Below are 18,792 nucleotides of genomic sequence, written 5' to 3'. Positions count from 1 at the left end.
ACCCTCTCACGCCCTCATTCGGGCAGGGTTTAACAGAACATTTTTTTCATTCCACGGGTCAGGGCGACCCGCGTCAGCTTGTCGCTATCCTGATGGGCTTCACTGAAGACGCCAAAATAATAGCGTTCATCGTCAATGGTTTGACTGACAATACGATAGCTCAGCGGTTGCCCGGATGGGGCACCGTACTGAGCAGGCGTCACCGAGACCTCGGTCGCGTCATCGGCGACGCTGACCAACAGCCCGTCGGCCTTACCTCCCACCAGCATGACCTTAATTATCGGGTGCACCAGTTCCTCCCGGGATGGCGTATATCATTGGCGAACCGCGGAGTCCGGCGGGCATTGTCGTCAACAAACGGCGCCAGCCTGAGTGCGGCATTACGTACTTTCTTATAGTTCATCGCGGCCTTGAGTCAAAAAATAGCGTGCTGAGGCTGGGCTAAATATTGATTATTCGAAATAAAAGATGACAAATGATGAAGGAAAAAAGAGGAATTGTGAATCAGCAAAACGCCGGGTTATTCTTATTTGTCGCTCCTTTGCTCGCCTTTATCGGCCCTCACTCAAGGAAGTATTGCGGTTATGCGTTATGTTCGCCTGTGTGTTATCTCCCTGTTAGCCACCCTGCCACTGGCGGTAGACGCCGGTCCACAGCCGCTTGAGCAGATTAAACAAAGCGAAAGCCAGCTGTCGGGCCGCGTGGGGATGGTGGAAATGGATCTGGCCAGCGGCCGCACGCTGGCGGCCTGGCGCGCCGATGAACGCTTTCCCATGGTGAGCACCTTTAAAGTGCTGCTGTGCGGCGCGGTGCTGGCGCGGGTGGATGCAGGGGTCGAACAACTGGATCGGCGGATCCACTACCGCCAGCAGGATCTGGTGGACTACTCCCCGGTCAGCGAAAAACACCTTACCGACGGGATGACGGTCGGCGAACTCTGCGCCGCCGCCATCACCCTGAGCGATAACAGTGCTGGCAATCTGCTGCTGGCCACCGTCGGCGGCCCCGCGGGATTAACTGCCTTTCTGCGCCAGATCGGTGACAACGTCACCCATCTTGACCGCTGGGAAACGGCACTGAATGAGGCGCTTCCCGGCGACGCACGCGACACCACCACCCCGGCCAGCATGGCCGCCACGCTGCGCAAACTACTGACCGCGCAGCATCTGAGCGCCCGTTCGCAACAGCAACTCCTGCAGTGGATGGTGGACGATCGGGTTGCCGGCCCGCTGATCCGCGCCGTGCTGCCGCCGGGCTGGTTTATCGCCGACAAGACCGGGGCTGGCGAACGGGGTGCGCGCGGCATTGTCGCCCTGCTCGGCCCGGACGGCAAACCGGAGCGCATTGTGGTGATCTATCTGCGGGATACCCCGGCGAGCATGGCCGAGCGTAATCAACATATCGCCGGGATCGGCGCAGCGCTGATCGAGCACTGGCAACGCTAACCCGGCGGTACCGTGCGTTAGCCGGCCCGCAGCACCTCGCAGGCGTGCCGGGCGATATGACTGGCGGCGGCATCGGACAGATGCCGATCGGTAATAATAGTGGTGAACCGGGTCAAGGGTAACGCCATAAACGTGGCCACCTGATTGTATTTCGAACTGTCGCACAGCAGGATGCTTCTCGCGCTGACCTGGCTGACGGTCTCCTTGACGGTAACCTTGTTCTCATCAGGGGTGAAAATACCGCGGCTGTCCCAGCCGCTGGCGGAGATAAAGGCCGTATCGATAGCCAGGTGGCGTAACGTTCGCGCCGCCGATTCGCCCACGCAGGAGCGATTCTCCCGGCACAGCGTGCCGCCGGTGTGGATCACGCCGCACTGGCTGGCATCGATCAGCAGTTGGGTTATCTCAAAATCATTGGTCACCACCTGCAGATCATCCCGGTCGAGGATCGCCCGCGCCAGCGCCAGGGTAGTGGTCCCGGCATCGAGATAGATACAGCTGTTTTTGGCGATGTGACTCGCCGCCAGCGCGCCAATCGCCTGTTTCTCCTCGCTCTGCAGCGTGCTTTTCACCAGATGACTGGGTTCCGTGGCCAGCCTGCTGACGGCGCGCACGCCGCCTGAGACGCTGACCAGCAGCCCCTGTTCCTCCAGTTTACTGACGTCCCGACGGATGGTCATATGGGACACGCCGAGGATCTCCGTCAGCTCATTGATGCTTACCGCCCCACGCTGCTCCACCAGGGCTAAAATACGCTGATGTCGTTCTATTGGAATCACCGCTCTCCCCTTACCATTTTTTCACACCAGGCGTCACCACTCGGGCTGCGGACCTGGCGACACCCTGTGTTGTTATCGCGCTTTGCCGCTGTTTTTACGCTATTTTAGGGCAAGAATCGCCGTTGTGCAGCCTCTTTCCGCCTGTGAATTTTTTATATTCATGTGGGTTATTCGTGATAGCCCTCACATAAATTCACATTATAACGCTTTATTCTATCATTAAATCACATTAATTAACGAATATTCACAAGGAGACCATCATGGCTGCACACACTAACGTCTGCGTGATTGGACTGGGTTCAATGGGCATGGGCGCCGCCCGCGCCTGCCTGCAGGCGGGCCTGAACACCTGGGGCGTTGACATCAACCCCGACAACTGTCGCGCACTGCTGGCGGCGGGCGCCAAAGGCGCGGGCCCCAGCGCGGTGCCTTTCGCCGCTGACCTGGATGCGGTCGTCTTGCTGGTGGTCAATGCCGCCCAGGTGCGGGGGATCCTGTTCGGCGAAACCGGCCTCGCCGCCCATCTGAAGCCCGGCACCGTCGTGATGGTGTCGTCCACCATCGCCTCCGCCGATGCCCAGGCGATAGCCGTGGCGCTGGCGGAATATCAGCTATTGATGCTTGACGCGCCGGTATCGGGCGGCGCAGTGAAAGCGGCCGCTGGCGACATGACGGTGATGGCCTCCGGAAGCGATGCCGCCTTTGCCCGCCTCGCGCCGGTACTGGACGCCGTGGCCGGCAAAGTCTACCGCATCGGCAGCGACATCGGCCTTGGCTCGACGGTAAAGATTATTCATCAGCTGCTGGCTGGGGTGCATATCGCTGTTGCCGCCGAAGCGATGGCGCTTGCCGCCCGCGCCGGGATCCCGCTGGAGACGTTGTATGACGTGGTGACGCACGCGGCGGGTAATTCCTGGATGTTTGAGAATCGCATGCAGCACGTCCTGGATGGCGATTACTCGCCAAAATCCGCCGTCGATATTTTTGTCAAAGATCTCGGTCTGGTGAATGACACCGCCCGGGCGCTGACCTTCCCGCTGCCGCTCGCCACCACCGCGCTAAATATGTTCACCTCCGCCAGCAATGCCGGATTCGGCCGGGAAGATGACAGCGCGGTGATCAAGATTTTCAACGGCATCACCCTGCCGGGCCACAAACAGTGAGGAGAGACAACATGCAGCTTGGTGTCATTGCCGATGACTTCACCGGCGCCACGGATATCGCCAGCTTCCTCGTGCGCAACGGCATGCCGACGGTGCAACTGAATGGCGTGCCGACCCGCGATCTTCCGCTGACCAGCGAGGCGGTGGTCATCAGCCTGAAAACCCGCTCCTGCGCGGTGGAAATGGCCGTCAGCCAGTCGCTGGCCGCGCTGCGCTGGCTGCAGGCCCAGGGCTGTCAGCAATTCTACTTCAAGTACTGTTCCACGTTCGACAGCACCGCGCAGGGCAACATTGGCCCGGTGCTGGATGCTCTGCTGGCCGAGCTGGGTGAAACGCGGACGGTGATTTCCCCGGCGTTGCCGGTGAACGGCCGCACGGTCTATCAGGGGTATCTGTTTGTCGGCGAGCAACTGCTGAATGAGTCCGGGATGCGCCACCATCCGGTGACGCCGATGGAGGATGCGCACCTGGGCCGCTTAATTGAGCGCCAGGGGCGCGGAAAAGCCGCGCTGATTGCCTGGCCGATTGTCGCCCGGGGGCCGGAGGCGGTCGCCACCGCGCTGGCGACAATCAGCGATCCGGCGGTGCGCTATGTGGTGCTCGACGCCCTCAGTGAACAGGATTTGCTCACCCAGGGCGTGGCGCTGCGAGAGATGAAGCTGGTCTCCGGCGGTTCCGGTCTCGCCATCGGCCTCGCCCGCGACTGGGCACAGCGCCATGGCGCCAGGGGTGAAAGCGCTCAGGCGGGCATGCCGCTGGCCGGCCCGGCGGTGGTGCTCTCGGGCTCCTGCTCGGTGATGACCAACAGCCAGGTGGCGGCCTATCGTGAACAGGCCCCCGCCCGCGCCGTCGACTTAAGCGCCTGCTTTACCGATCTGGAGAGCTATGTCGCGACGCTGACAGACTGGGTGGACGCGCAGCGCGATGCGCCGCTGGCGCCGATGATCTATGCCACCACCGAGCCGCAAACGCTGCAGCGGATCCAGGCGCAGTATGGTGACAAGGCCAGCAGCGAACGGGTGGAACAGCTGTTTGCCGCCCTTGCCGCCGCCCTGAAGGCGAAAGGATTTACCCGGTTTATTGTGGCCGGAGGGGAAACATCGAGCATTGTGGCGCAGACGCTGGGGGTCGAGGCGTTCCATATTGGGCCGACCATCTCCCCCGGCGTGCCCTGGGTGCGTGACACCCGCCAGCCGCTCTCCCTGGCGCTGAAGTCAGGTAACTTCGGCGATATCCACTTCTTTGCCCGTGCCCAGCAGGAGTTTCGTCATGACTGAGCAACAGCTGCGAGATGAAATGGTGCAGATTGGCGCCTCGTTGTTTAGCCGCGGCTATGCCACCGGCTCCGCCGGCAATCTGTCGCTGCTGCTGCCGGACGGCAACCTGCTGGCGACGCCGACCGGCTCCTGCCTCGGCGAACTGCAGGCGCAGCGGTTGTCGGTGGTGACGCTGCAAGGTGAATGGATCTCCGGCGACAAACCGTCGAAAGAGGTCACTTTTCACCGGGCGGTCTATTTGCACAACCCGGCCTGCAAGGCGATCGTCCACTTGCACAGCCACTATCTGACCGCGCTCTCCTGCCTGCAGGGGCTCGATCCGCACAACTGTATTCGTCCCTTTACCCCCTATGTGGTGATGCGTGTCGGCGACGTCCCGGTGGTTCCCTACTACCGGCCGGGCGATGACCGTATTGCCCAGGCGCTGGCCGGACTGGCGCCGCGCTATAACGCCTTTTTACTGGCCAACCACGGTCCGGTGGTCACCGGCTCATCGCTGCGCGAAGCCACCAACAATACCGAAGAGCTGGAAGAGACCGCGCGGCTGATATTTACCCTCGGCAACCGTGAGATCCGCTACCTGACCACTGACGAAGTGGATGAACTGAGATAAAACCATGCCAAAATTTGCTGCTAATTTAACCATGCTGTTTACCGAACTGCCGTTCCTGGACCGGTTCGCCGCCGCTGCCCGCGCGGGTTTTGAAGCCGTGGAGTTTCTGTTTCCCTATGAGTATGAGGCCGGAGAAATTAAACAGCGCCTGCAGGAGAACCAGCTGCAGCTGGTGCTGTTCAATACCCCACCCGGCGACGTCAACGCCGGAGAATGGGGGCTCGCCGCGGTGCCAGGCAGAAGCGCCGAGGCCCGCCAGCAGATCCAGCTGGCGCTGGAGTATGCCTGCCAGCTGGATTGCCCGCAGGTGCATATCATGGCCGGCGTGGTACAGCCGGGGATGGATCGCGCAGCCTGCGAGGCCGTGCTTATCGATAATCTGCGCTACGCGGCGGAGTGCTTTGCCCGCCACGACAAGCGGATACTCATCGAAGCGCTGAATCCCCAGACCAAACCGGGCTATCTCTACCACAGCCAATATCAAACGCTGGAGATGGTGAAACGGGTCGACAGGCCAAACGTCGCGGTGCAGTTAGATCTGTTTCACGCGCAGAAGGTGGACGGCAATTTAAGCCATCTCATTACCGAATATGCCGGCCAGTATCGCCATATTCAGATTGCCTCCCTGCCCGACCGTCATGAACCGGATGAGGGCGAAATAAACTATCCGTGGCTCTATGCGCTACTGGATAAAACCGGTTATGACGGCTGGATCGGCTGCGAATATATCCCCCGAGCAGACGCGCTTTCCGGGCTGGGGTGGTTCTCGCCCTACCGGAAAAAATAAACGCCGTTTTCTAAAAAAAAAACTCTCTGTACACCTGTTAATACCCGAGGCAAACCTATGTCGACATCGGCGCTGTTACTTATTGCGTTAGCCAGCGTAGTGCTGTTGCTCCTGTTGGTGATCAAGGCGAAAGCGCATCCTTTTGTGGCGCTCCTGATCGTCAGCCTGCTGGTGGCATTCGCCACCGGTATTCCGGCAGATAAAATTATTACCACCATTGAAAAAGGCATGGGCGGCCTGCTTGGTCACATCGCCAGCATTATTATTCTGGGCTCAATGCTGGGGGTGCTGATTGAAATGTCCGGCGGCGCCGAATCGCTGGCGAAAACGTTGACCGGCGTACTGGGCGCAAAACGGACCATTGCCGCCTTAACCATCGTGGCTTTTATTCTCGGCACGCCGGTCTTTTTTGAAGTCGGCTTTATCATCATCATTCCGTTAATTTACGGCTTCAGCAAAGTCGCCCACGTGTCGCCGCTGAAGTTTGGCCTGCCGATGGCCGGAGTGATGTTAACCGTGCACGTCGCGCTGCCCACCCACCCTGGCGCAGCGGCCGCGGCAGGCATTCTGCATAGCGATGTGGGCTGGCTGATGCTGGCGGGGATTGGAGTATCGATAGTCGTTGGTATCGTGGGTTATTTTGTCGCCCGGTTTATCAATCGGCGCCATTATCATCTGTCGATTAACGTGCTGGAACAGCAGCAAACAGCTGAAGTGCCGGACCTCTCCGTTAACGCGCAGCAGACCCGTCTGCCGCCGCCGAATGCGCTGGTTATCGGTGGACTGATCGTGGTGCCCATTATGCTGATTGTTTCCGGGACGCTGTGTCAGGCACTGCTGCTGCCGGAAAACGCGGTTCGCCAGCTGATGACCGTCATTGGTACCCCGCCGGTCGCCCTGCTGATCTCCCTGGGCCTGGCCAGCTGGACGCTGGGCATCCGTCGGCGGATGAGCCTGAAAAAGCTGGGCGAAGTCACCGGCAGCGCGATCCCCTCGTCGGCGGACGTGATCCTCGTCGCCGGCGCCGGCGGCGCCTTTGGCGGCGTACTGGTCGCCTCCGGCATCGGCAATGCCTTAGCCGAGGCGCTGGAGACAATTCATCTGCCGCTGATGCCCGCCGCCTTCCTGCTCTCGCTGGTACTCCGGGCCTCGCAGGGATCGGCCACCGTGGCGATCCTCACCACCTCCGGTCTGCTGTCTCAGGCGGTCATCGGGCTGGATCCGATTCAGCTGGTGCTGGTAACGCTGGCGACTTGCTTCGGCTCGCTCGGGTTATCGCACGTCAACGATGCCGGGTTCTGGGTCGTCACGCGCTATCTCGGGCTCTCGGTGCCGGACGGGTTAAAAACCTGGACCGTATTGACGACCATCATGGGGGTGACGGGCTTTCTGATCACCTGGCTGCTGTGGTTTGTGTTGTGATATTCGTGAAAGGTGGCCACCGGGCCACCTTTATTTGTCATCTGTTAGTTAGCCGGGCGCTGGCCGCGCTGTCACCTCACCAGACAGCGTCACCGGAATAAAATAGCGTACGCGATAGCGCCTTTCCGCCGCTGGCCCACCTTCCGTATGACGCTCGAGAAAGCATTCAATGTCGACTCCCTCCCGGCGGCTTGCTCCCAGCGCTGGCAGCAACTCCATATACAGATCGCTGGATAAACGGGCGTAACGCGCCCAACTGCCATAGAATTCAACGCCAACATACAGCCCAGGCCTTGTCGTCAACGTGCTGTTCGTCGTCAGCGCGGGCAACGCCCCTCGCTCCCGATGACAACCGACAAAAGCGTTAACCTCGACGTTAAGCTCATTGTTTCTCGCCGCATAATAATCGGATAACACAGAGAGACGGCCACCGCCGGCGGTAAAAAAACGGTCAACCTTTTGTCTGACAGCCGTCTTCGACGTGCTTTGCAATACCATATCCGACAGGCGCAGCTCATACTTCATTGGAGAGCCACGATAGACCCTCTCGGGCAGTGAACAGAAACGGGCCTGAGGCAGGCTCTCACCCTCCGGGTCGAATTTCTTTAACAGCAAAGCCGTGTCCCAGTGCACGGCGCAACGGTATTCCCGTGGCGAGAGCGAGAAGCGCTTCTTAAACTCCCGGGAAAAAGTCTGCGGCGAGTCATAGCTTAACTGCCAGGCAATGGCGGCGATCGGTTGCCGTGTTAATCGCAGACTCACCGCCGCGATGGTCAACCGCCGCAGCCGGATATACTGCCCGATGGGTAACTGACCATACTGATAAAACACCTCATAGACAAACCGGCGCGAATACCCCATATACTGCGCCAGGTCATCGATAGACGGGTTACAGTAGATATTATCTTCCAGCCACGCCAGCATTTTTAAATAGAGCATCTGTTTCATAGATACCGCATACTTCCTGTAGTCTTATCCTCCTCTAATTTTAACAACAGGCGGCGGACAGCACTAAGCTTTTTATGCACGGCAAAAATAAAAAAATAATTATCAGTGAAAAACCCTAACAGACATATGCTTAACGTTTTGTTTATTAGGAACTTTCGTATGCTCATCTGCCGTTATCCCACTTTCTCCAGCGATTATTGCATTAGTGTAAAACATCCCTTAGATTATCTCGTCTAAAAATATTCGGCGCATTGCCATTATATGTTTTAATTTATCCTGATATCATTTTAATACCCAACAGGGAAGTTATATGACGAATTTTTTGTTCAATATAAAAAATCACTATCTGCGGGTTGCGATTGCCGAACTGGTTAATGAAACGATGCAGGCGTGCGAGCGATCGCATTATCAGTTTTCTCAGCAATGGAAGCCGGCGTCGATTGCACAAGCCGATGTCATATTCACGGAAATGGTGGCGGGAGAATGGTACTTATGCCATGAACTTTTACAGCACGCTACAGAGAATTATCAACTTTTTATTTTCCTGAATGATGAAGAGGTTACCGTCATCGATCACTTACCCAACTGTTTTAAGCATGCGGTATTTATACACCCGCACACCGCCGTTCATCTTCTTAAGGAGGTGATAGGTCATGCAATTCAACGCCCCTTAACGGAACAGCATGGCTCTCCCTTTAATCGTCTGCGTCGCTGCATAAATTGTCCCTGTAAGTCATTGAGCGACGCGCAAACCAAAGTCATCTACGCGTTCAGCATTGGCCTGAGTCCGCATGAAGTTGCCACTGTACTAAAAATTAGTCACAAAACGATCCATTCGCATAAAAAGAACATTATGAATAAGTTCCATTTAAAGAGTCGTCAGCAATTCAACAATCTTGTCCAGATACTCGCCAGACGTTAACCTCGTAAAATATTATTATGCTAACTCATTATCTTCTGGAACGGAAGACATAACGTCTTTTACGCCTCTCTTTAATATAGGAAATACCGCTCCACAAAGAAATAATGGGGCAAAAAATCAAACATAAAACAATAAGCAAATCACCCATGACAACCTCGAAAAATAAAAATAATTTGATTGGCGTAGATAATATTGACCTCATATTATCCATGCAAGCTCATTTCTTTTTTTCCAGAACACGTCATAGCGTGGTAGGATAATTCCTGACAGCCATTATTTAATCGCTAAGTTCAGTCTCCGCCCCCGAGTTTTAGAAGAAATGTATGGCCTGTTATTGTCTTTTAGCAACGATATTGAGAAAAAGATAGCTAAACATCCGATTCCCTGTAGAGTGGAGGGAATCACCATGTGAATCTCCCGTTCCGCGTAGCGGACATCACGGTTGGTTGAATGTCAGAAAATGCTGGCCTCCTCCTTGAGGGTATGGCCCTACCTCCCTATTTTCGCTCTGTACAGGCCATCGGGCTCTGCTACAGCGAACGGAATGACTATGCTAACCACCTTGATTTACCGCAGCCAGGTTGATCCTGCCTGGCCACTGATCGATCTTGACGCCCTTATTCATCGCGCCAGCGGGAAAAATATGCCCCTCGGGATAACCGGCATTCTGCTGTTTAATGGCCAGCAGTTCTTCCAGGTGCTGGAAGGAAATGAGGAAATCCTCGAGTCGTTATTCAGCGCAATACAATGCGACCCCCGCCATCGCGACGTGGTGGAGCTGATGCGCGACTACTCGGCCTATCGCCGTTTTCGGGACGTCGGTATGCGGATGTTGGATCTCCGCTATCATGAGAATGATGCTGCGGTAGAAGAGATCCTGCGCTTCAGCACCTTTGGTGAAACTGAGCCGATCAATGACCGCATGTTCAGACTGATTAGCGCCTTTATCGCCGACGGCGGGCGCTATTGCCTGCCCGAGTCTCTGCAGCCTTCTCGCTGGTCGATGACTCCCGCAGTGGGCAATGCCTCGCCGCGCAACCTGACGGATCAGCCCTGCCAGTTCGCCCTGCAGGCCATCGTCGAGCCGGCCAAAAGGCGGGTCTCTTCCTTTGAAGCCCTGATCCGCAGCCCAACCGGCGGCTCACCCGTGGAAATGTTTGCCGCCATTGCAGCGGAAGATCGCTACCGTTTCGACCTTGAGAGCAAAGCGTTTGCCTTCTCTCTCGCCGCCCGCCTTCCGCTCGGCAAACAGCAACTGGCGGTCAACCTGCTGCCAGGCTCGCTGTATAACCATCCTGACGCCGTAGGCTGGCTGATGGACAACCTGCTGGCGGCAGGTCTCAGGCCAGAACAGGTCTTGATCGAGGTGACTGAGACGGAGGTTATCTCCTGTTTCGACCAGTTCCGCAAAGTACTCAAAGCGCTGCGCGTGGCCGGCATGAAACTGGCCATCGACGATTTTGGCGCCGGTTACTCCGGTCTGTCGCTCCTGACCCGCTTTCAGCCTGATAAAATCAAAGTGGATGCGGAGCTGGTGCGCGATATTCATATTAGCGGCACCAAACAGGCGATTGTCGCCTCGGTCGTGCGCTGCTGCGAAGATCTCGGCATCACCGTGGTCGCCGAGGGCGTCGAAACCATTGAGGAGTGGTGCTGGCTGCAGTCGGTAGGCATTCGCCTGTTTCAGGGATTTCTCTTTTCCCGACCCTGCCTTAACGGCATCGGGGAGATCTGCTGGCCGGTAGCGCGCCAGGCAACGGACCTGTAAGGACGCGCACCCGGGCATCGTCATTGCCAGTGGGCAAGCTTTTCGCTCAGTGCCGCCAGGGCATATCGTACCGCTTTCGCCACCACGGTCTCACAGTCGCCGGCAAAGCACATCCGTTTGGTTTCAGTCTGGCCGCGAAAATTCCAGGCAAACCATACCGTGCCGGCGGGGGTACCATCTTCCCCGCCCTCCGGTCCCGCGTAGCCGCTGATGGCGATGGCGATATCGGCGTCAGCCATTGCCAGAATACCGGTCGACATCTCCTGGACGCACGCTTCGCTGACGGCGCTGTGTACCGCCAGGGTTTCCGCACGAACCTGCAGCACGTTTCGTTTGGCTTCATCGCTGAAAGTGACGACGCCGGTATCATAAAACGCCGCGGTATCCGCCTGAGCACAGAGCGCCGCCGCCAGATTGCCCCCGGTGCAGGACTCTGCCGTGGTTAGCCGCCAGCCCCGAGCAACCAGCATCTGAGCCACTTCCGCCGTTAGCGCTGAGGTCGGTTTTGCATCGTAACTCATCTCGTCTGTCATTCAGACCCCTCACAAAATATCAAAGGAATAACAGCAGCATCGCGCCAGTTAAAAGAATAGCATATCGATTTCTCTCGTCGGCAGTAGACCGATCGCGTCAGTTCGGGTGGAAAAATAAAGGCCCGCTGCGCGGGCCTTAGCGAATACTCGTCTGAACTGTCGCCGAATCAGACCTTGTGTTCAATCACCCGGCCGTGACTCTCAATGGCAATTTTGCGCGGTTTTTCGCTTTCCGGGATCTCCTGATGGATAGTCACCTTTAAGATCCCACTATCCAGCTGTGCCTGATTAATCTGGGCATGTTCAGGAAGCGAGAAACTCAGCTGGAAATCAGCGCGGCGGATGCCTTTATATATCCAGCGCTGGCTACCGTCGGTCCCGGAATCAGTTTCTCCACGTTTGCCGGTAATATGCAGATTACCGCCGACGGTCTCTATTTCCAGTTCCTCATCTTTCCAGCCGGGCACGCTGACGCTGAGCAGGAAATTACTGTCATCTATTTTCTGCAAATCATAGGCCGGCAAGGCGCCCACCGGCGTATCGCCAGTTAACTGGCTGAAAAGACGGTCAATGCGGTTGAAACGATCGGCAAAAAGAGAATCAGCGAAAACAGGGAGTGCTGACAAGGTTTTGAGTGCCATAATTAACCTCCTGAATATCCATTCAAAAGCTCAACATAAAGGCAAGCATTGCTTGTCCGCTATATAAAATAATATCTGCAGTGCATTTTTCAAGAGCGAAAATAAAATTTTTTATCACTCGCCACAGGAAAAAATAACCAGGCCGGGTGGCAGAGTGACCCCCGCCCGACGGCGGGGGCAGTGGCGCTTCTGAGTCCCATAACTGATGCTGTTTAACATTCAATAAACAGAAGCGACATGTATATATAACTTGTTCAAAGGGATGTCAACGCCCGGACCGCGCCACCATCCCCACCGTCCGTTTTGCCCTTTACGACTGCAGTGATAAGCGCGTTCCTCACCAGCGGCTCGCTCCGCCGCCCGAGGCGCGCTGACAAGCCATTACCTTGCTGGCATCAGCCGGCAAACCCTGACGGAAAAATAGTCAGCCCTGCAAGGAACCTTTCTCTCCGTCCCGTGCCTAATAACCTGCATACGCACTTTCTGAGGCACCACCATGACCGGTATTTTTATCTCCACCACCCTGTTTGCCCTCTTCGCGTCGATGTTGCTCGGCCTGGGGATGGTCTGGAAAGGCATTTCCAACAACCCCGATAACTGATTCTTTTGTACGCCGTTGCTGTTCACCCTCCGCAGCGGCGGGACAATACCTCGCTCCCTTTTTGTCAAAGACAACTCCTGGCTTCGCTCAGGCGCGATCTCATCGAGGATCCGCGCCTGCACAACGTATTTTTGAAATAGCAATTCACACAGTGAATAAATTACTTTGATTAATATATTTGAGACCAGAATTAACGCATGCAATATAAGCAATTTAAGCAGTTTGTGCCAAATTGCCGACAACTTCTATGCGACTCATATACGTAACTCACTGATTTTAAAAATCTTATATCATCCACACAGCAATAAGTCCAATTTTGGACTTATTGCTTTTGTTTGTTATTAGAAATATCCTAAGACCATATTCGCAAAACAAATTTGCTTCAAAGAATTTTATCAACCTTAATCCATTTCGCGTTCATCATCACTATGCCTGATTTTTTAATTAACACTGAAAATATTTATCTGAAGCGGGGAATTTGCGAGCTACTGATCGAGATCGCAATCGAAGAAAATATCTGTACGCCCTTTTCCCTTCACGAATATTCATCTGACATCATTAGCCAGACTGATGTGCTTTTTACGGAAATGGAAACCGGTGAACATTACCTGTGTCACCCGTACTTCAAGAAGATACCGCAACAGACGCCTGTCTTTGTTTTTGTCCCCAGCGACAGCTGTGCCCGGGTTGACCGTTTGCCGCTTTGTCTGCGTGATGCCTGTTTTATCAGTATCAACGCCGATCTCCGCAGCATTAAAAAGCAAATTGCAAACCGCCTGACGGCATTAAGTAAACCCGTCGCTGGGGGGGCGGAAAAAGACAGCAGACGCTGCCTTAAATGCCCGCGACTAACATTGACCAAATCGCAGCTTTATATTATCGATGCGATAAAAACGGGAATGAACAATCAACAGATAGCGCAAGAGCTGGGCATCAGCCATAAGACGGTTTTTTCACACAAAATAAACATCATGAAAAAATTCCAGATTGATACTAAGCAAGAGCTGGCGCGATTCTCGGCCATCGCTCTTGCGCTATCCTCAATAGCAACCCATTAACGCCGGGTTTTGTTAAAACGCATCTTAAGCTTCCTTCTGTCTTTAACATATGACAGACCACAAAATAATGATGTTAACAATAACACCACCGCCAGGGCTAATAGCACAAAATTACTCATACACGACCTTTTCAGAGATAAAGATGATTATCAAATAATACGGGGTATAAGTTTTCAAAAACAACTATCCCTCAGCCATTTCAGATTAAGGTAAGACCTTGTGCGATAATTCTGAAAATGAATAAAGCTGAAGAAATTATTTTTATTATTACGTGCGCATTTAGCTAATAAAAAGCACATCGCTGTATGGGGTAAAGCAGGCGTGACGCGCAGCGGTTACTCCCATAATACCAGCATAAAATTGGGGGCGGATGTCTAAGAGTATCTTCGAGGGCATGCCAGCAGGTTTTGCCGGAAAGATCGCCCAAGGCGACCGCGTCATTACCCGTCACCAGGGTTAACCTAAACGTTATGTACAGCCACTGATCTGGCTTAACCACTCGTTTAACGTCAATGAATAAAGCAGGCTCGGCGGCGCATCTTTTACATCAGCAATATCGTTAATGTACCTCATCCCGGCTTTCTCAAGAACTTTCTGCGAAGCCAGATGGTTAGCCCGGACAACCGCTGACATCTCCGCAAGTTTAAGCACCTCGAAGCCATATCTCATCGCGCCAATCGCAAACTCGGTGGCCAGGCCTTTTCCCCATGCCTCAGTAGAAAACCGATATCCAAGATTGTTAATGGTGACATCGTTATAACTGCGTAGACTGACGCCACCAAAGCCAATGATGTATTCAGGGGTATTGCGCATTGATATTGCCCAGTTTCCGAATCCGTGCGTTTGCCAGTGCGCGAGCCAGCGCCGCAGGACAACTTCCGCATAGTCTATATTCGGGTACGGTCCTGCGGGGTTGAAGGTATTGGTCGCGGGATCGCCATAAATTCGGTACAGATCGTCGACATCGGAAGCCATGACCGGGCGAAGATGCAAACGATGGGTATCAATGTGCAAACTTACCTCCTGACGGGGAATATTACCGATGATGCTTCGAGGATTTCTGCCTGCCCATTGAAGCACAAATCTCCATACCGGGGAACCGGTTAGCCAGCGTTGAGAAGCATTTGAAAAATTATGCTGCCGATGATGAAAATAGGATATGTTAATTCTATGATGGATTAACGCTTTTGCTGGCTCCACGCCCAGCATTACTGAGTGAACACAGGACTGTAAATGATCGATGACATCCGCTACCTGATAGTATTTGCCAAAATTGTAGAACGAGGTTCTATCTCAGGTGGCGCCGCAGCGTTAGGCCTGACGACCGCAACAGCAAGCACACATTTATCCAGACTTGAGAAAAACCTCAATAGCGCCTTGCTGTACAGAAATACGCGGAAAATTTCTCTAACCCAGGATGGCATCAGTTTGCTGGAGACCGCCAGATCGATGCTGGAGCTGTATGAAAAGGGCGTCATTGAATTTAAACAACGCTCTATCTCTACCGTCGGCAAGCTGCGCATTTCCCTCCCTGCTGTTTTTTTAAACGGTCCATTCACCCGCCATCTGGCGAATTTTATCAAAGAAAACCCGGATATTTCCCTGAGTATTTCTTATAGTGATCTGCGCGAGGACATCATCGCCGATAGCATTGATGTCGCCTTCCGTATTGGCGAACTCCCGGACAGTTCACTCAAAGCAAGACATCTATTTGTTCTACCACGACAACTGGTGGCGTCTAAGGATTTGCTCATGCAGCACCACCCCATTAAGCATCCCGTTGAGTTGGGATCCCTGCCGTGGATTGGGTTAACAATGAGAGAGAACATTCGAGAGTTCAGGCATAAAAATGGCGAACTGGCGGTCATTAAATATGCTCCTATGGTATGCGTTGATAACATTGAAGCTGCCTATGTCCTTGCCAAACAGAACATAGGGCTTGCCGTACCTCCCCGTTTCCTCTGCGAAAATGATGTTAAACTCGGGGAGATGCATGAAGTACTTCCTGACTGGTCATTAGAGCCGCTAAAAGTTTATGCCATTTGGCCCGCCAATATATCAACCAGCAGCGCCGCCTATAAACTAATTAATTACATTTATAACGCTATGGAACAACATAAGCTTTGAACAGCTAAAATCATTGTGGGTAAAGCATATAACATGCGATAACGCATAAAAACCCGCCCATCAATAAATTAAAGATACGCATTTGTGCCCTTCCCTGAAGAAATGTTGACATTTTATCACCGAATATTGCCCAAATTGATAATGAGATATAACAGATAAAAAAGTAAATAATAATGAATAGTATTAGGGGCAGACTGGTTGATGGCTCAGAAAACAAGGTAGTTCCAGAGGTACAGGCAGCCCAGGCTTTTGGGTTGAACCATTGCATTAACACTCCCTGAACAAATCCGGGTGCATTTCCCTTTTTTAATGACCAATCAGGTTGCGATGTGGCAATTTTATAGCCCTGATACAGTATAAAAATCGAGCCGAGAACATTCAGGTATTTAAAAAATGATGGGTGCGAGGCAATGACTGTGTATAACCCAAAACTAACAAAGATAAGCAACAGGGTGAAACCCAGTGTCGCACCGGATACGAAGGCGAATGTTTTTCTAAAGCCATGCATAACACCTGAAGAGATAATGACCATATTGACTGGCCCGGGCGAAAACGACAGAGCCAGAGAATACAGAAACATAGTAGCCATCAAAACCATTTTTTCGTCCACGTTGCCAATGAAAGATATCGTTGTAGCGAGATTTATATAACAAGTTATTTCGCTATATTTAAAGACTACCCCGATATGGACGTTAGATTAAATAGCTCATTCTCTAAAGGTGTGTTTGATAATTTAGCAATTTTACAGCAGTACCTGCCCGGCTATGCGCCCAATCCCCATCGAAAAAAGCATGGCCAGCGTGCTCCAGAACGTAATTCTGCTGATAGCTCTGACAGGCGGTGCGTTACTCACCACGGAAGAGAAATAGCCAAGAGCAGCCAGTGAACAGAGAGTGGATAGGAAAATCGCGATAACAGTCAGTTTTGCTGGCGATAGCACTGCAACGATCAAGGGTAACCCCGCCCCGGCTGAAAAACTCACGGCCGAAAAAATGGCCGCCTGCAAAGGTCGCGCAGAATGAGTATCCGTTAATCCCAACTCTTCGCGGGCATGGGCCTCGAGGGCATCTTTAGCCATCAGTTGCTCTGCAACCTGGCGGGCAAGCGCAGGCTCCACTCCGCGTTGGATATAAAGAGACGTCAGCTCCCGTACCTCTCCCTGATAATCTGCGTCCAGCTCACTTTTTTCCTCGGCAAGCGCGGCGGTTTCCGTATCCGCCTGGGATGATACCGAAACATATTCCCCTGTTGCCATCGACATGGCGCCAGCAACCAGCCCGGCGACACCGGCCAGCAACACGCCCGAAGGGCTGGTATTTGCAGACGCCACGCCGAGCACCAAGCTGGCGGTTGAGACAATCCCGTCATTCGCCCCGAGTACCGCCGCCCTTAACCAACCGACGCTTTCAATGCTGTGTCGTTCAAGATGCATGCCTTTTTCCTTTTAATACGCACTCTCATCGGGATTAGCGAGAGACCAGAACCTTATCCAACAACGGGATGTTTCTTTTGACTGCGAAAGGTGAGGAAGATATGCAGCAATCCCATCGCACCATGTGCCCAGAAATAGGTTTCAATGAACACCGTCAGAAATTTATGCAAATGCAGGACCGCTTCTGCCAGCGCCGTTGACGTCCCTGGCGCGGTGTCCAGTACAAACCAGAGCCCTCCACAGAGTGCAACCGCCAACAAAGCAAGTACGCCAAGCCCCTGGATCATCGCCGCTATGCCACCGGCATGTGCTTCAAGAAGACGAAATGTCATTAGCATTTTAATGTCTTCAACTACACCGCGAAAATCAAGGGACGACCAGGCAAAATAGTAACGAAACCCGCGTTGTTTAAGCATCCATACCAGCATCACTACACCAAGAACCATCAGCGCGAATCCACAGATAACATGGAACCATGTCACGACTCCGGTCAGAGTTACGTCGCGAAGCGCCTCACTTTCGGTGAGATTAGAGCTAATGATCTGCAGCAGAATCAGGGTGGCGACAATAATATGCAGCATGCGGAAAAAAGGGGTGTCTTTGTGCGGAAGCGCATTGCGAAGTTGTTCGTTCATCATTTGGCCATTTTATAAGGGGATCGGCCACATCAGTATTGCGTCTGTTTGTTAACGCAACCTTAACGCCTTGATGTTGAAGTGCACTGAATGATGTATGAATAAAAGGCAAACCATACCGGCTATCTCAGCAGCTAATAGCATCCATGGACTTACTCGTGAAACTGATGCGCCTGTCTCCTCCGCCTTATTTCCTCGTGGAGCGACAGAAGAAGACGCTGCCTCAATGGGTAAACATTATCGTGGTTCGTTTGGCACTGGCTCATGTTGATCCTGGTGCTTCAGGCAAAGCTACCCAGACTCATCTGGGTTGGTTACCAGAAGGACCTGGTTTGCCAGAAGACTTACGTAATATGAATAAAGGCTAAACAGACCATTTTCAACCAAAAGACTTAGCCTTCAACACACGAATTAATAATCGTCCTGTTGAAGGGTCCCTCCTGTGAACGCACACAGCGTGTGCTTTAAAAACAGGCATATAGCTTTTCCTGAATAAAGGGAGAAACACAAGCAACAGAATCCCTGCGCCAAATGCAGCCAAGCCATGTAACCAGTCAATCATAGTCAAAGGTATGAGGAATAGGCAGTAGTGCAAAACACAGAATACCGTCGTGCATGTCTTCGCCCATCCAGGGACTAAC

At 53.5% G+C, this 18,792-nt stretch carries 23 protein-coding genes and 1 pseudogene; 12 read left to right on the top strand and 12 right to left on the bottom strand.

Annotated elements, in window-relative coordinates; genetic code table 11:
* Nucleotides 1–29: 29 nt before the first annotated feature.
* Nucleotides 30–290 (bottom strand): hypothetical protein, encoded by a 261-nt coding sequence (locus A1WC_RS13515; RefSeq protein ID WP_008804980.1) that lies wholly within the window; start codon nt 288–290, stop codon nt 30–32.
* A 294-nt stretch (nt 291–584) separates the two neighbouring features.
* Here A1WC_RS13515 and A1WC_RS13520 point away from each other — a divergent pair, with 294 nt between their 5' ends.
* On the top strand, nt 585–1,445 hold the full coding sequence (locus A1WC_RS13520; RefSeq protein WP_016160983.1) for a class A beta-lactamase LEN-31: 861 nt from the start codon (nt 585–587) through the stop codon (nt 1,443–1,445).
* A gap of 17 nt (nt 1,446–1,462) precedes the next feature.
* Here A1WC_RS13520 and A1WC_RS13525 read toward each other — a convergent pair whose 3' ends face one another.
* Nucleotides 1,463–2,224, bottom strand: a complete 762-nt coding sequence (locus A1WC_RS13525; protein WP_008804982.1) for a DeoR/GlpR family DNA-binding transcription regulator — start codon at nt 2,222–2,224, stop codon at nt 1,463–1,465.
* A gap of 260 nt (nt 2,225–2,484) precedes the next feature.
* Here A1WC_RS13525 and ltnD point away from each other — a divergent pair, with 260 nt between their 5' ends.
* The 5 genes from ltnD to A1WC_RS13550 are packed head-to-tail and all read left to right on the top strand — an operon-like array spanning nt 2,485 to nt 7,486.
* Nucleotides 2,485–3,387 carry an L-threonate dehydrogenase gene (gene ltnD, locus A1WC_RS13530; RefSeq protein ID WP_016160982.1) on the top strand — a complete coding sequence of 301 codons (903 nt, stop codon included), beginning with the start codon at nt 2,485–2,487 and terminating at the stop codon, nt 3,385–3,387.
* Nucleotides 3,388–3,398: 11 nt separating this feature from the next.
* On the top strand, nt 3,399–4,664 hold the full coding sequence (gene otnK, locus A1WC_RS13535; protein ID WP_016160981.1) for a 3-oxo-tetronate kinase: 1,266 nt from the start codon (nt 3,399–3,401) through the stop codon (nt 4,662–4,664).
* Nucleotides 4,657–5,277 (top strand): aldolase, encoded by a 621-nt coding sequence (locus A1WC_RS13540; protein ID WP_012541792.1) that lies wholly within the window; start codon nt 4,657–4,659, stop codon nt 5,275–5,277. Before otnK ends, A1WC_RS13540 begins: the two co-directional genes overlap by 8 nt.
* A gap of 4 nt (nt 5,278–5,281) precedes the next feature.
* Nucleotides 5,282–6,064, top strand: a complete 783-nt coding sequence (locus A1WC_RS13545) for an HPr family phosphocarrier protein (protein WP_016160980.1) — start codon at nt 5,282–5,284, stop codon at nt 6,062–6,064.
* Nucleotides 6,065–6,121: 57 nt separating this feature from the next.
* Nucleotides 6,122–7,486 carry a GntP family transporter gene (locus tag A1WC_RS13550; RefSeq protein ID WP_008804987.1) on the top strand — a complete coding sequence of 455 codons (1,365 nt, stop codon included), beginning with the start codon at nt 6,122–6,124 and terminating at the stop codon, nt 7,484–7,486.
* Between the two features lie 48 nt (nt 7,487–7,534).
* Here the strand turns inward: A1WC_RS13550 and A1WC_RS13555 are convergent, their stop codons facing one another.
* Nucleotides 7,535–8,434 (bottom strand): helix-turn-helix domain-containing protein, encoded by a 900-nt coding sequence (locus tag A1WC_RS13555; RefSeq protein WP_012541794.1) that lies wholly within the window; start codon nt 8,432–8,434, stop codon nt 7,535–7,537.
* A 310-nt stretch (nt 8,435–8,744) separates the two neighbouring features.
* On the opposite strand from A1WC_RS13555, the gene kbvR reads away from it, so the two are divergent.
* A complete protein-coding gene (kbvR, locus tag A1WC_RS13560) occupies nt 8,745–9,356 on the top strand; it encodes a LuxR family transcriptional regulator KbvR (protein WP_008804989.1) in 612 nt (203 codons plus the stop codon).
* A 28-nt stretch (nt 9,357–9,384) separates the two neighbouring features.
* Here kbvR and A1WC_RS26245 read toward each other — a convergent pair whose 3' ends face one another.
* A complete protein-coding gene (locus A1WC_RS26245) occupies nt 9,385–9,504 on the bottom strand; it encodes a small membrane protein (protein WP_137036724.1) in 120 nt (39 codons plus the stop codon).
* 402 nt (nt 9,505–9,906) lie between these two features.
* Between A1WC_RS26245 and A1WC_RS13565 the strand changes: the two genes are divergently transcribed.
* Complete coding sequence (locus A1WC_RS13565) at nt 9,907–11,124, top strand: diguanylate phosphodiesterase (protein WP_016160979.1); 1,218 nt, start codon at nt 9,907–9,909, stop codon at nt 11,122–11,124.
* A 20-nt stretch (nt 11,125–11,144) separates the two neighbouring features.
* On the opposite strand, the gene A1WC_RS13570 is transcribed toward A1WC_RS13565, so the two are convergent.
* The 3 genes and pseudogenes from A1WC_RS13570 to A1WC_RS27925 form a co-directional block, all read right to left on the bottom strand.
* A complete protein-coding gene (locus tag A1WC_RS13570) occupies nt 11,145–11,657 on the bottom strand; it encodes a 2-oxo-tetronate isomerase (protein ID WP_012968286.1) in 513 nt (170 codons plus the stop codon).
* A 167-nt stretch (nt 11,658–11,824) separates the two neighbouring features.
* On the bottom strand, nt 11,825–12,298 hold the full coding sequence (locus A1WC_RS13575; protein WP_008804992.1) for an Hsp20 family protein: 474 nt from the start codon (nt 12,296–12,298) through the stop codon (nt 11,825–11,827).
* Between the two features lie 453 nt (nt 12,299–12,751).
* Nucleotides 12,752–12,844, bottom strand: a pseudogene (locus A1WC_RS27925) (hypothetical protein); the annotation flags it as partial.
* Here A1WC_RS27925 and A1WC_RS28430 point away from each other — a divergent pair.
* Together A1WC_RS28430 and A1WC_RS13580 are read left to right on the top strand one after the other, a co-directional pair.
* Nucleotides 12,804–12,899 carry a YnaM/YnfT family protein gene (locus A1WC_RS28430; RefSeq protein ID WP_272481883.1) on the top strand — a complete coding sequence of 32 codons (96 nt, stop codon included), beginning with the start codon at nt 12,804–12,806 and terminating at the stop codon, nt 12,897–12,899. The pseudogene A1WC_RS27925 and the gene A1WC_RS28430 overlap by 41 nt on opposite strands.
* 428 nt (nt 12,900–13,327) lie before the next feature.
* Entirely contained in the window at nt 13,328–13,957 is a 630-nt protein-coding gene (locus A1WC_RS13580; RefSeq protein WP_012541798.1) for a helix-turn-helix transcriptional regulator, read from the top strand.
* Here the strand turns inward: A1WC_RS13580 and A1WC_RS28520 are convergent.
* Together A1WC_RS28520 and A1WC_RS13585 are read right to left on the bottom strand one after the other, a co-directional pair.
* Entirely contained in the window at nt 13,954–14,076 is a 123-nt protein-coding gene (locus tag A1WC_RS28520) for a small membrane protein (protein ID WP_016160978.1), read from the bottom strand. The two genes, A1WC_RS13580 and A1WC_RS28520, sit on opposite strands and share 4 nt — an antisense overlap.
* 349 nt (nt 14,077–14,425) lie before the next feature.
* Nucleotides 14,426–14,971 (bottom strand): GNAT family N-acetyltransferase, encoded by a 546-nt coding sequence (locus A1WC_RS13585; protein WP_016160977.1) that lies wholly within the window; start codon nt 14,969–14,971, stop codon nt 14,426–14,428.
* A gap of 219 nt (nt 14,972–15,190) precedes the next feature.
* Here A1WC_RS13585 and A1WC_RS13590 point away from each other — a divergent pair, with 219 nt between their 5' ends.
* On the top strand, nt 15,191–16,084 hold the full coding sequence (locus A1WC_RS13590) for a LysR family transcriptional regulator (protein WP_012968291.1): 894 nt from the start codon (nt 15,191–15,193) through the stop codon (nt 16,082–16,084).
* A 10-nt stretch (nt 16,085–16,094) separates the two neighbouring features.
* Here the strand turns inward: A1WC_RS13590 and A1WC_RS13595 are convergent, their stop codons facing one another.
* The 3 genes from A1WC_RS13595 to A1WC_RS13605 all read right to left on the bottom strand — a co-directional run bounded on the left by A1WC_RS13595 (nt 16,095) and on the right by A1WC_RS13605 (nt 18,151).
* Nucleotides 16,095–16,682, bottom strand: coding sequence for a LysE family translocator (locus tag A1WC_RS13595; RefSeq protein ID WP_012968292.1), 588 nt, complete (start codon nt 16,680–16,682; stop codon nt 16,095–16,097).
* Nucleotides 16,683–16,826: 144 nt separating this feature from the next.
* Nucleotides 16,827–17,516, bottom strand: coding sequence for a VIT1/CCC1 transporter family protein (locus A1WC_RS13600; protein WP_012541806.1), 690 nt, complete (start codon nt 17,514–17,516; stop codon nt 16,827–16,829).
* A 53-nt stretch (nt 17,517–17,569) separates the two neighbouring features.
* Entirely contained in the window at nt 17,570–18,151 is a 582-nt protein-coding gene (locus A1WC_RS13605) for a cytochrome b/b6 domain-containing protein (RefSeq protein WP_016160976.1), read from the bottom strand.
* A gap of 158 nt (nt 18,152–18,309) precedes the next feature.
* Between A1WC_RS13605 and A1WC_RS27470 the strand changes: the two genes are divergently transcribed.
* A complete protein-coding gene (locus A1WC_RS27470) occupies nt 18,310–18,519 on the top strand; it encodes a hypothetical protein (protein ID WP_124038053.1) in 210 nt (69 codons plus the stop codon).
* Nucleotides 18,520–18,792 lie beyond the last annotated feature (273 nt).

Source organism: Klebsiella sp. KTE92 (assembly GCF_000398905.1).
GTDB lineage: Bacteria > Pseudomonadota > Gammaproteobacteria > Enterobacterales > Enterobacteriaceae > Klebsiella > Klebsiella variicola.
Note: the sequence above shows the minus strand (reverse complement) of the source record. Positions and strands in the feature narration are given on the sequence as shown.

Bases quoted from the DNA above. Each gene is read 5' to 3' on its own strand.
- A1WC_RS13590 (WP_012968291.1), top strand. From the start codon at position 15,191: ATGATCGATGACATCCGCTACCTGATAGTATTTGCCAAAATTGTAGAA.
- A1WC_RS13550 (WP_008804987.1), top strand. From the start codon at position 6,122: ATGTCGACATCGGCGCTGTTACTTATTGCGTTAGCCAGCGTAGTGCTG.
- A1WC_RS13580 (WP_012541798.1), top strand. From the start codon at position 13,328: ATGCCTGATTTTTTAATTAACACTGAAAATATTTATCTGAAGCGGGGA.
- kbvR (WP_008804989.1), top strand. From the start codon at position 8,745: ATGACGAATTTTTTGTTCAATATAAAAAATCACTATCTGCGGGTTGCG.
- A1WC_RS13595 (WP_012968292.1), bottom strand. From the start codon at position 16,682: ATGGTTTTGATGGCTACTATGTTTCTGTATTCTCTGGCTCTGTCGTTT.
- A1WC_RS13575 (WP_008804992.1), bottom strand. From the start codon at position 12,298: ATGGCACTCAAAACCTTGTCAGCACTCCCTGTTTTCGCTGATTCTCTT.
- A1WC_RS13555 (WP_012541794.1), bottom strand. From the start codon at position 8,434: ATGAAACAGATGCTCTATTTAAAAATGCTGGCGTGGCTGGAAGATAAT.
- otnK (WP_016160981.1), top strand. From the start codon at position 3,399: ATGCAGCTTGGTGTCATTGCCGATGACTTCACCGGCGCCACGGATATC.
- A1WC_RS13600 (WP_012541806.1), bottom strand. From the start codon at position 17,516: ATGCATCTTGAACGACACAGCATTGAAAGCGTCGGTTGGTTAAGGGCG.
- A1WC_RS26245 (WP_137036724.1), bottom strand. From the start codon at position 9,504: ATGGGTGATTTGCTTATTGTTTTATGTTTGATTTTTTGCCCCATTATT.
- A1WC_RS13565 (WP_016160979.1), top strand. From the start codon at position 9,907: ATGCTAACCACCTTGATTTACCGCAGCCAGGTTGATCCTGCCTGGCCA.
- A1WC_RS13540 (WP_012541792.1), top strand. From the start codon at position 4,657: ATGACTGAGCAACAGCTGCGAGATGAAATGGTGCAGATTGGCGCCTCG.
- A1WC_RS28520 (WP_016160978.1), bottom strand. From the start codon at position 14,076: ATGAGTAATTTTGTGCTATTAGCCCTGGCGGTGGTGTTATTGTTAACA.
- A1WC_RS13605 (WP_016160976.1), bottom strand. From the start codon at position 18,151: ATGAACGAACAACTTCGCAATGCGCTTCCGCACAAAGACACCCCTTTT.
- A1WC_RS13570 (WP_012968286.1), bottom strand. From the start codon at position 11,657: ATGACAGACGAGATGAGTTACGATGCAAAACCGACCTCAGCGCTAACG.
- A1WC_RS13545 (WP_016160980.1), top strand. From the start codon at position 5,282: ATGCCAAAATTTGCTGCTAATTTAACCATGCTGTTTACCGAACTGCCG.
- A1WC_RS13520 (WP_016160983.1), top strand. From the start codon at position 585: ATGCGTTATGTTCGCCTGTGTGTTATCTCCCTGTTAGCCACCCTGCCA.
- ltnD (WP_016160982.1), top strand. From the start codon at position 2,485: ATGGCTGCACACACTAACGTCTGCGTGATTGGACTGGGTTCAATGGGC.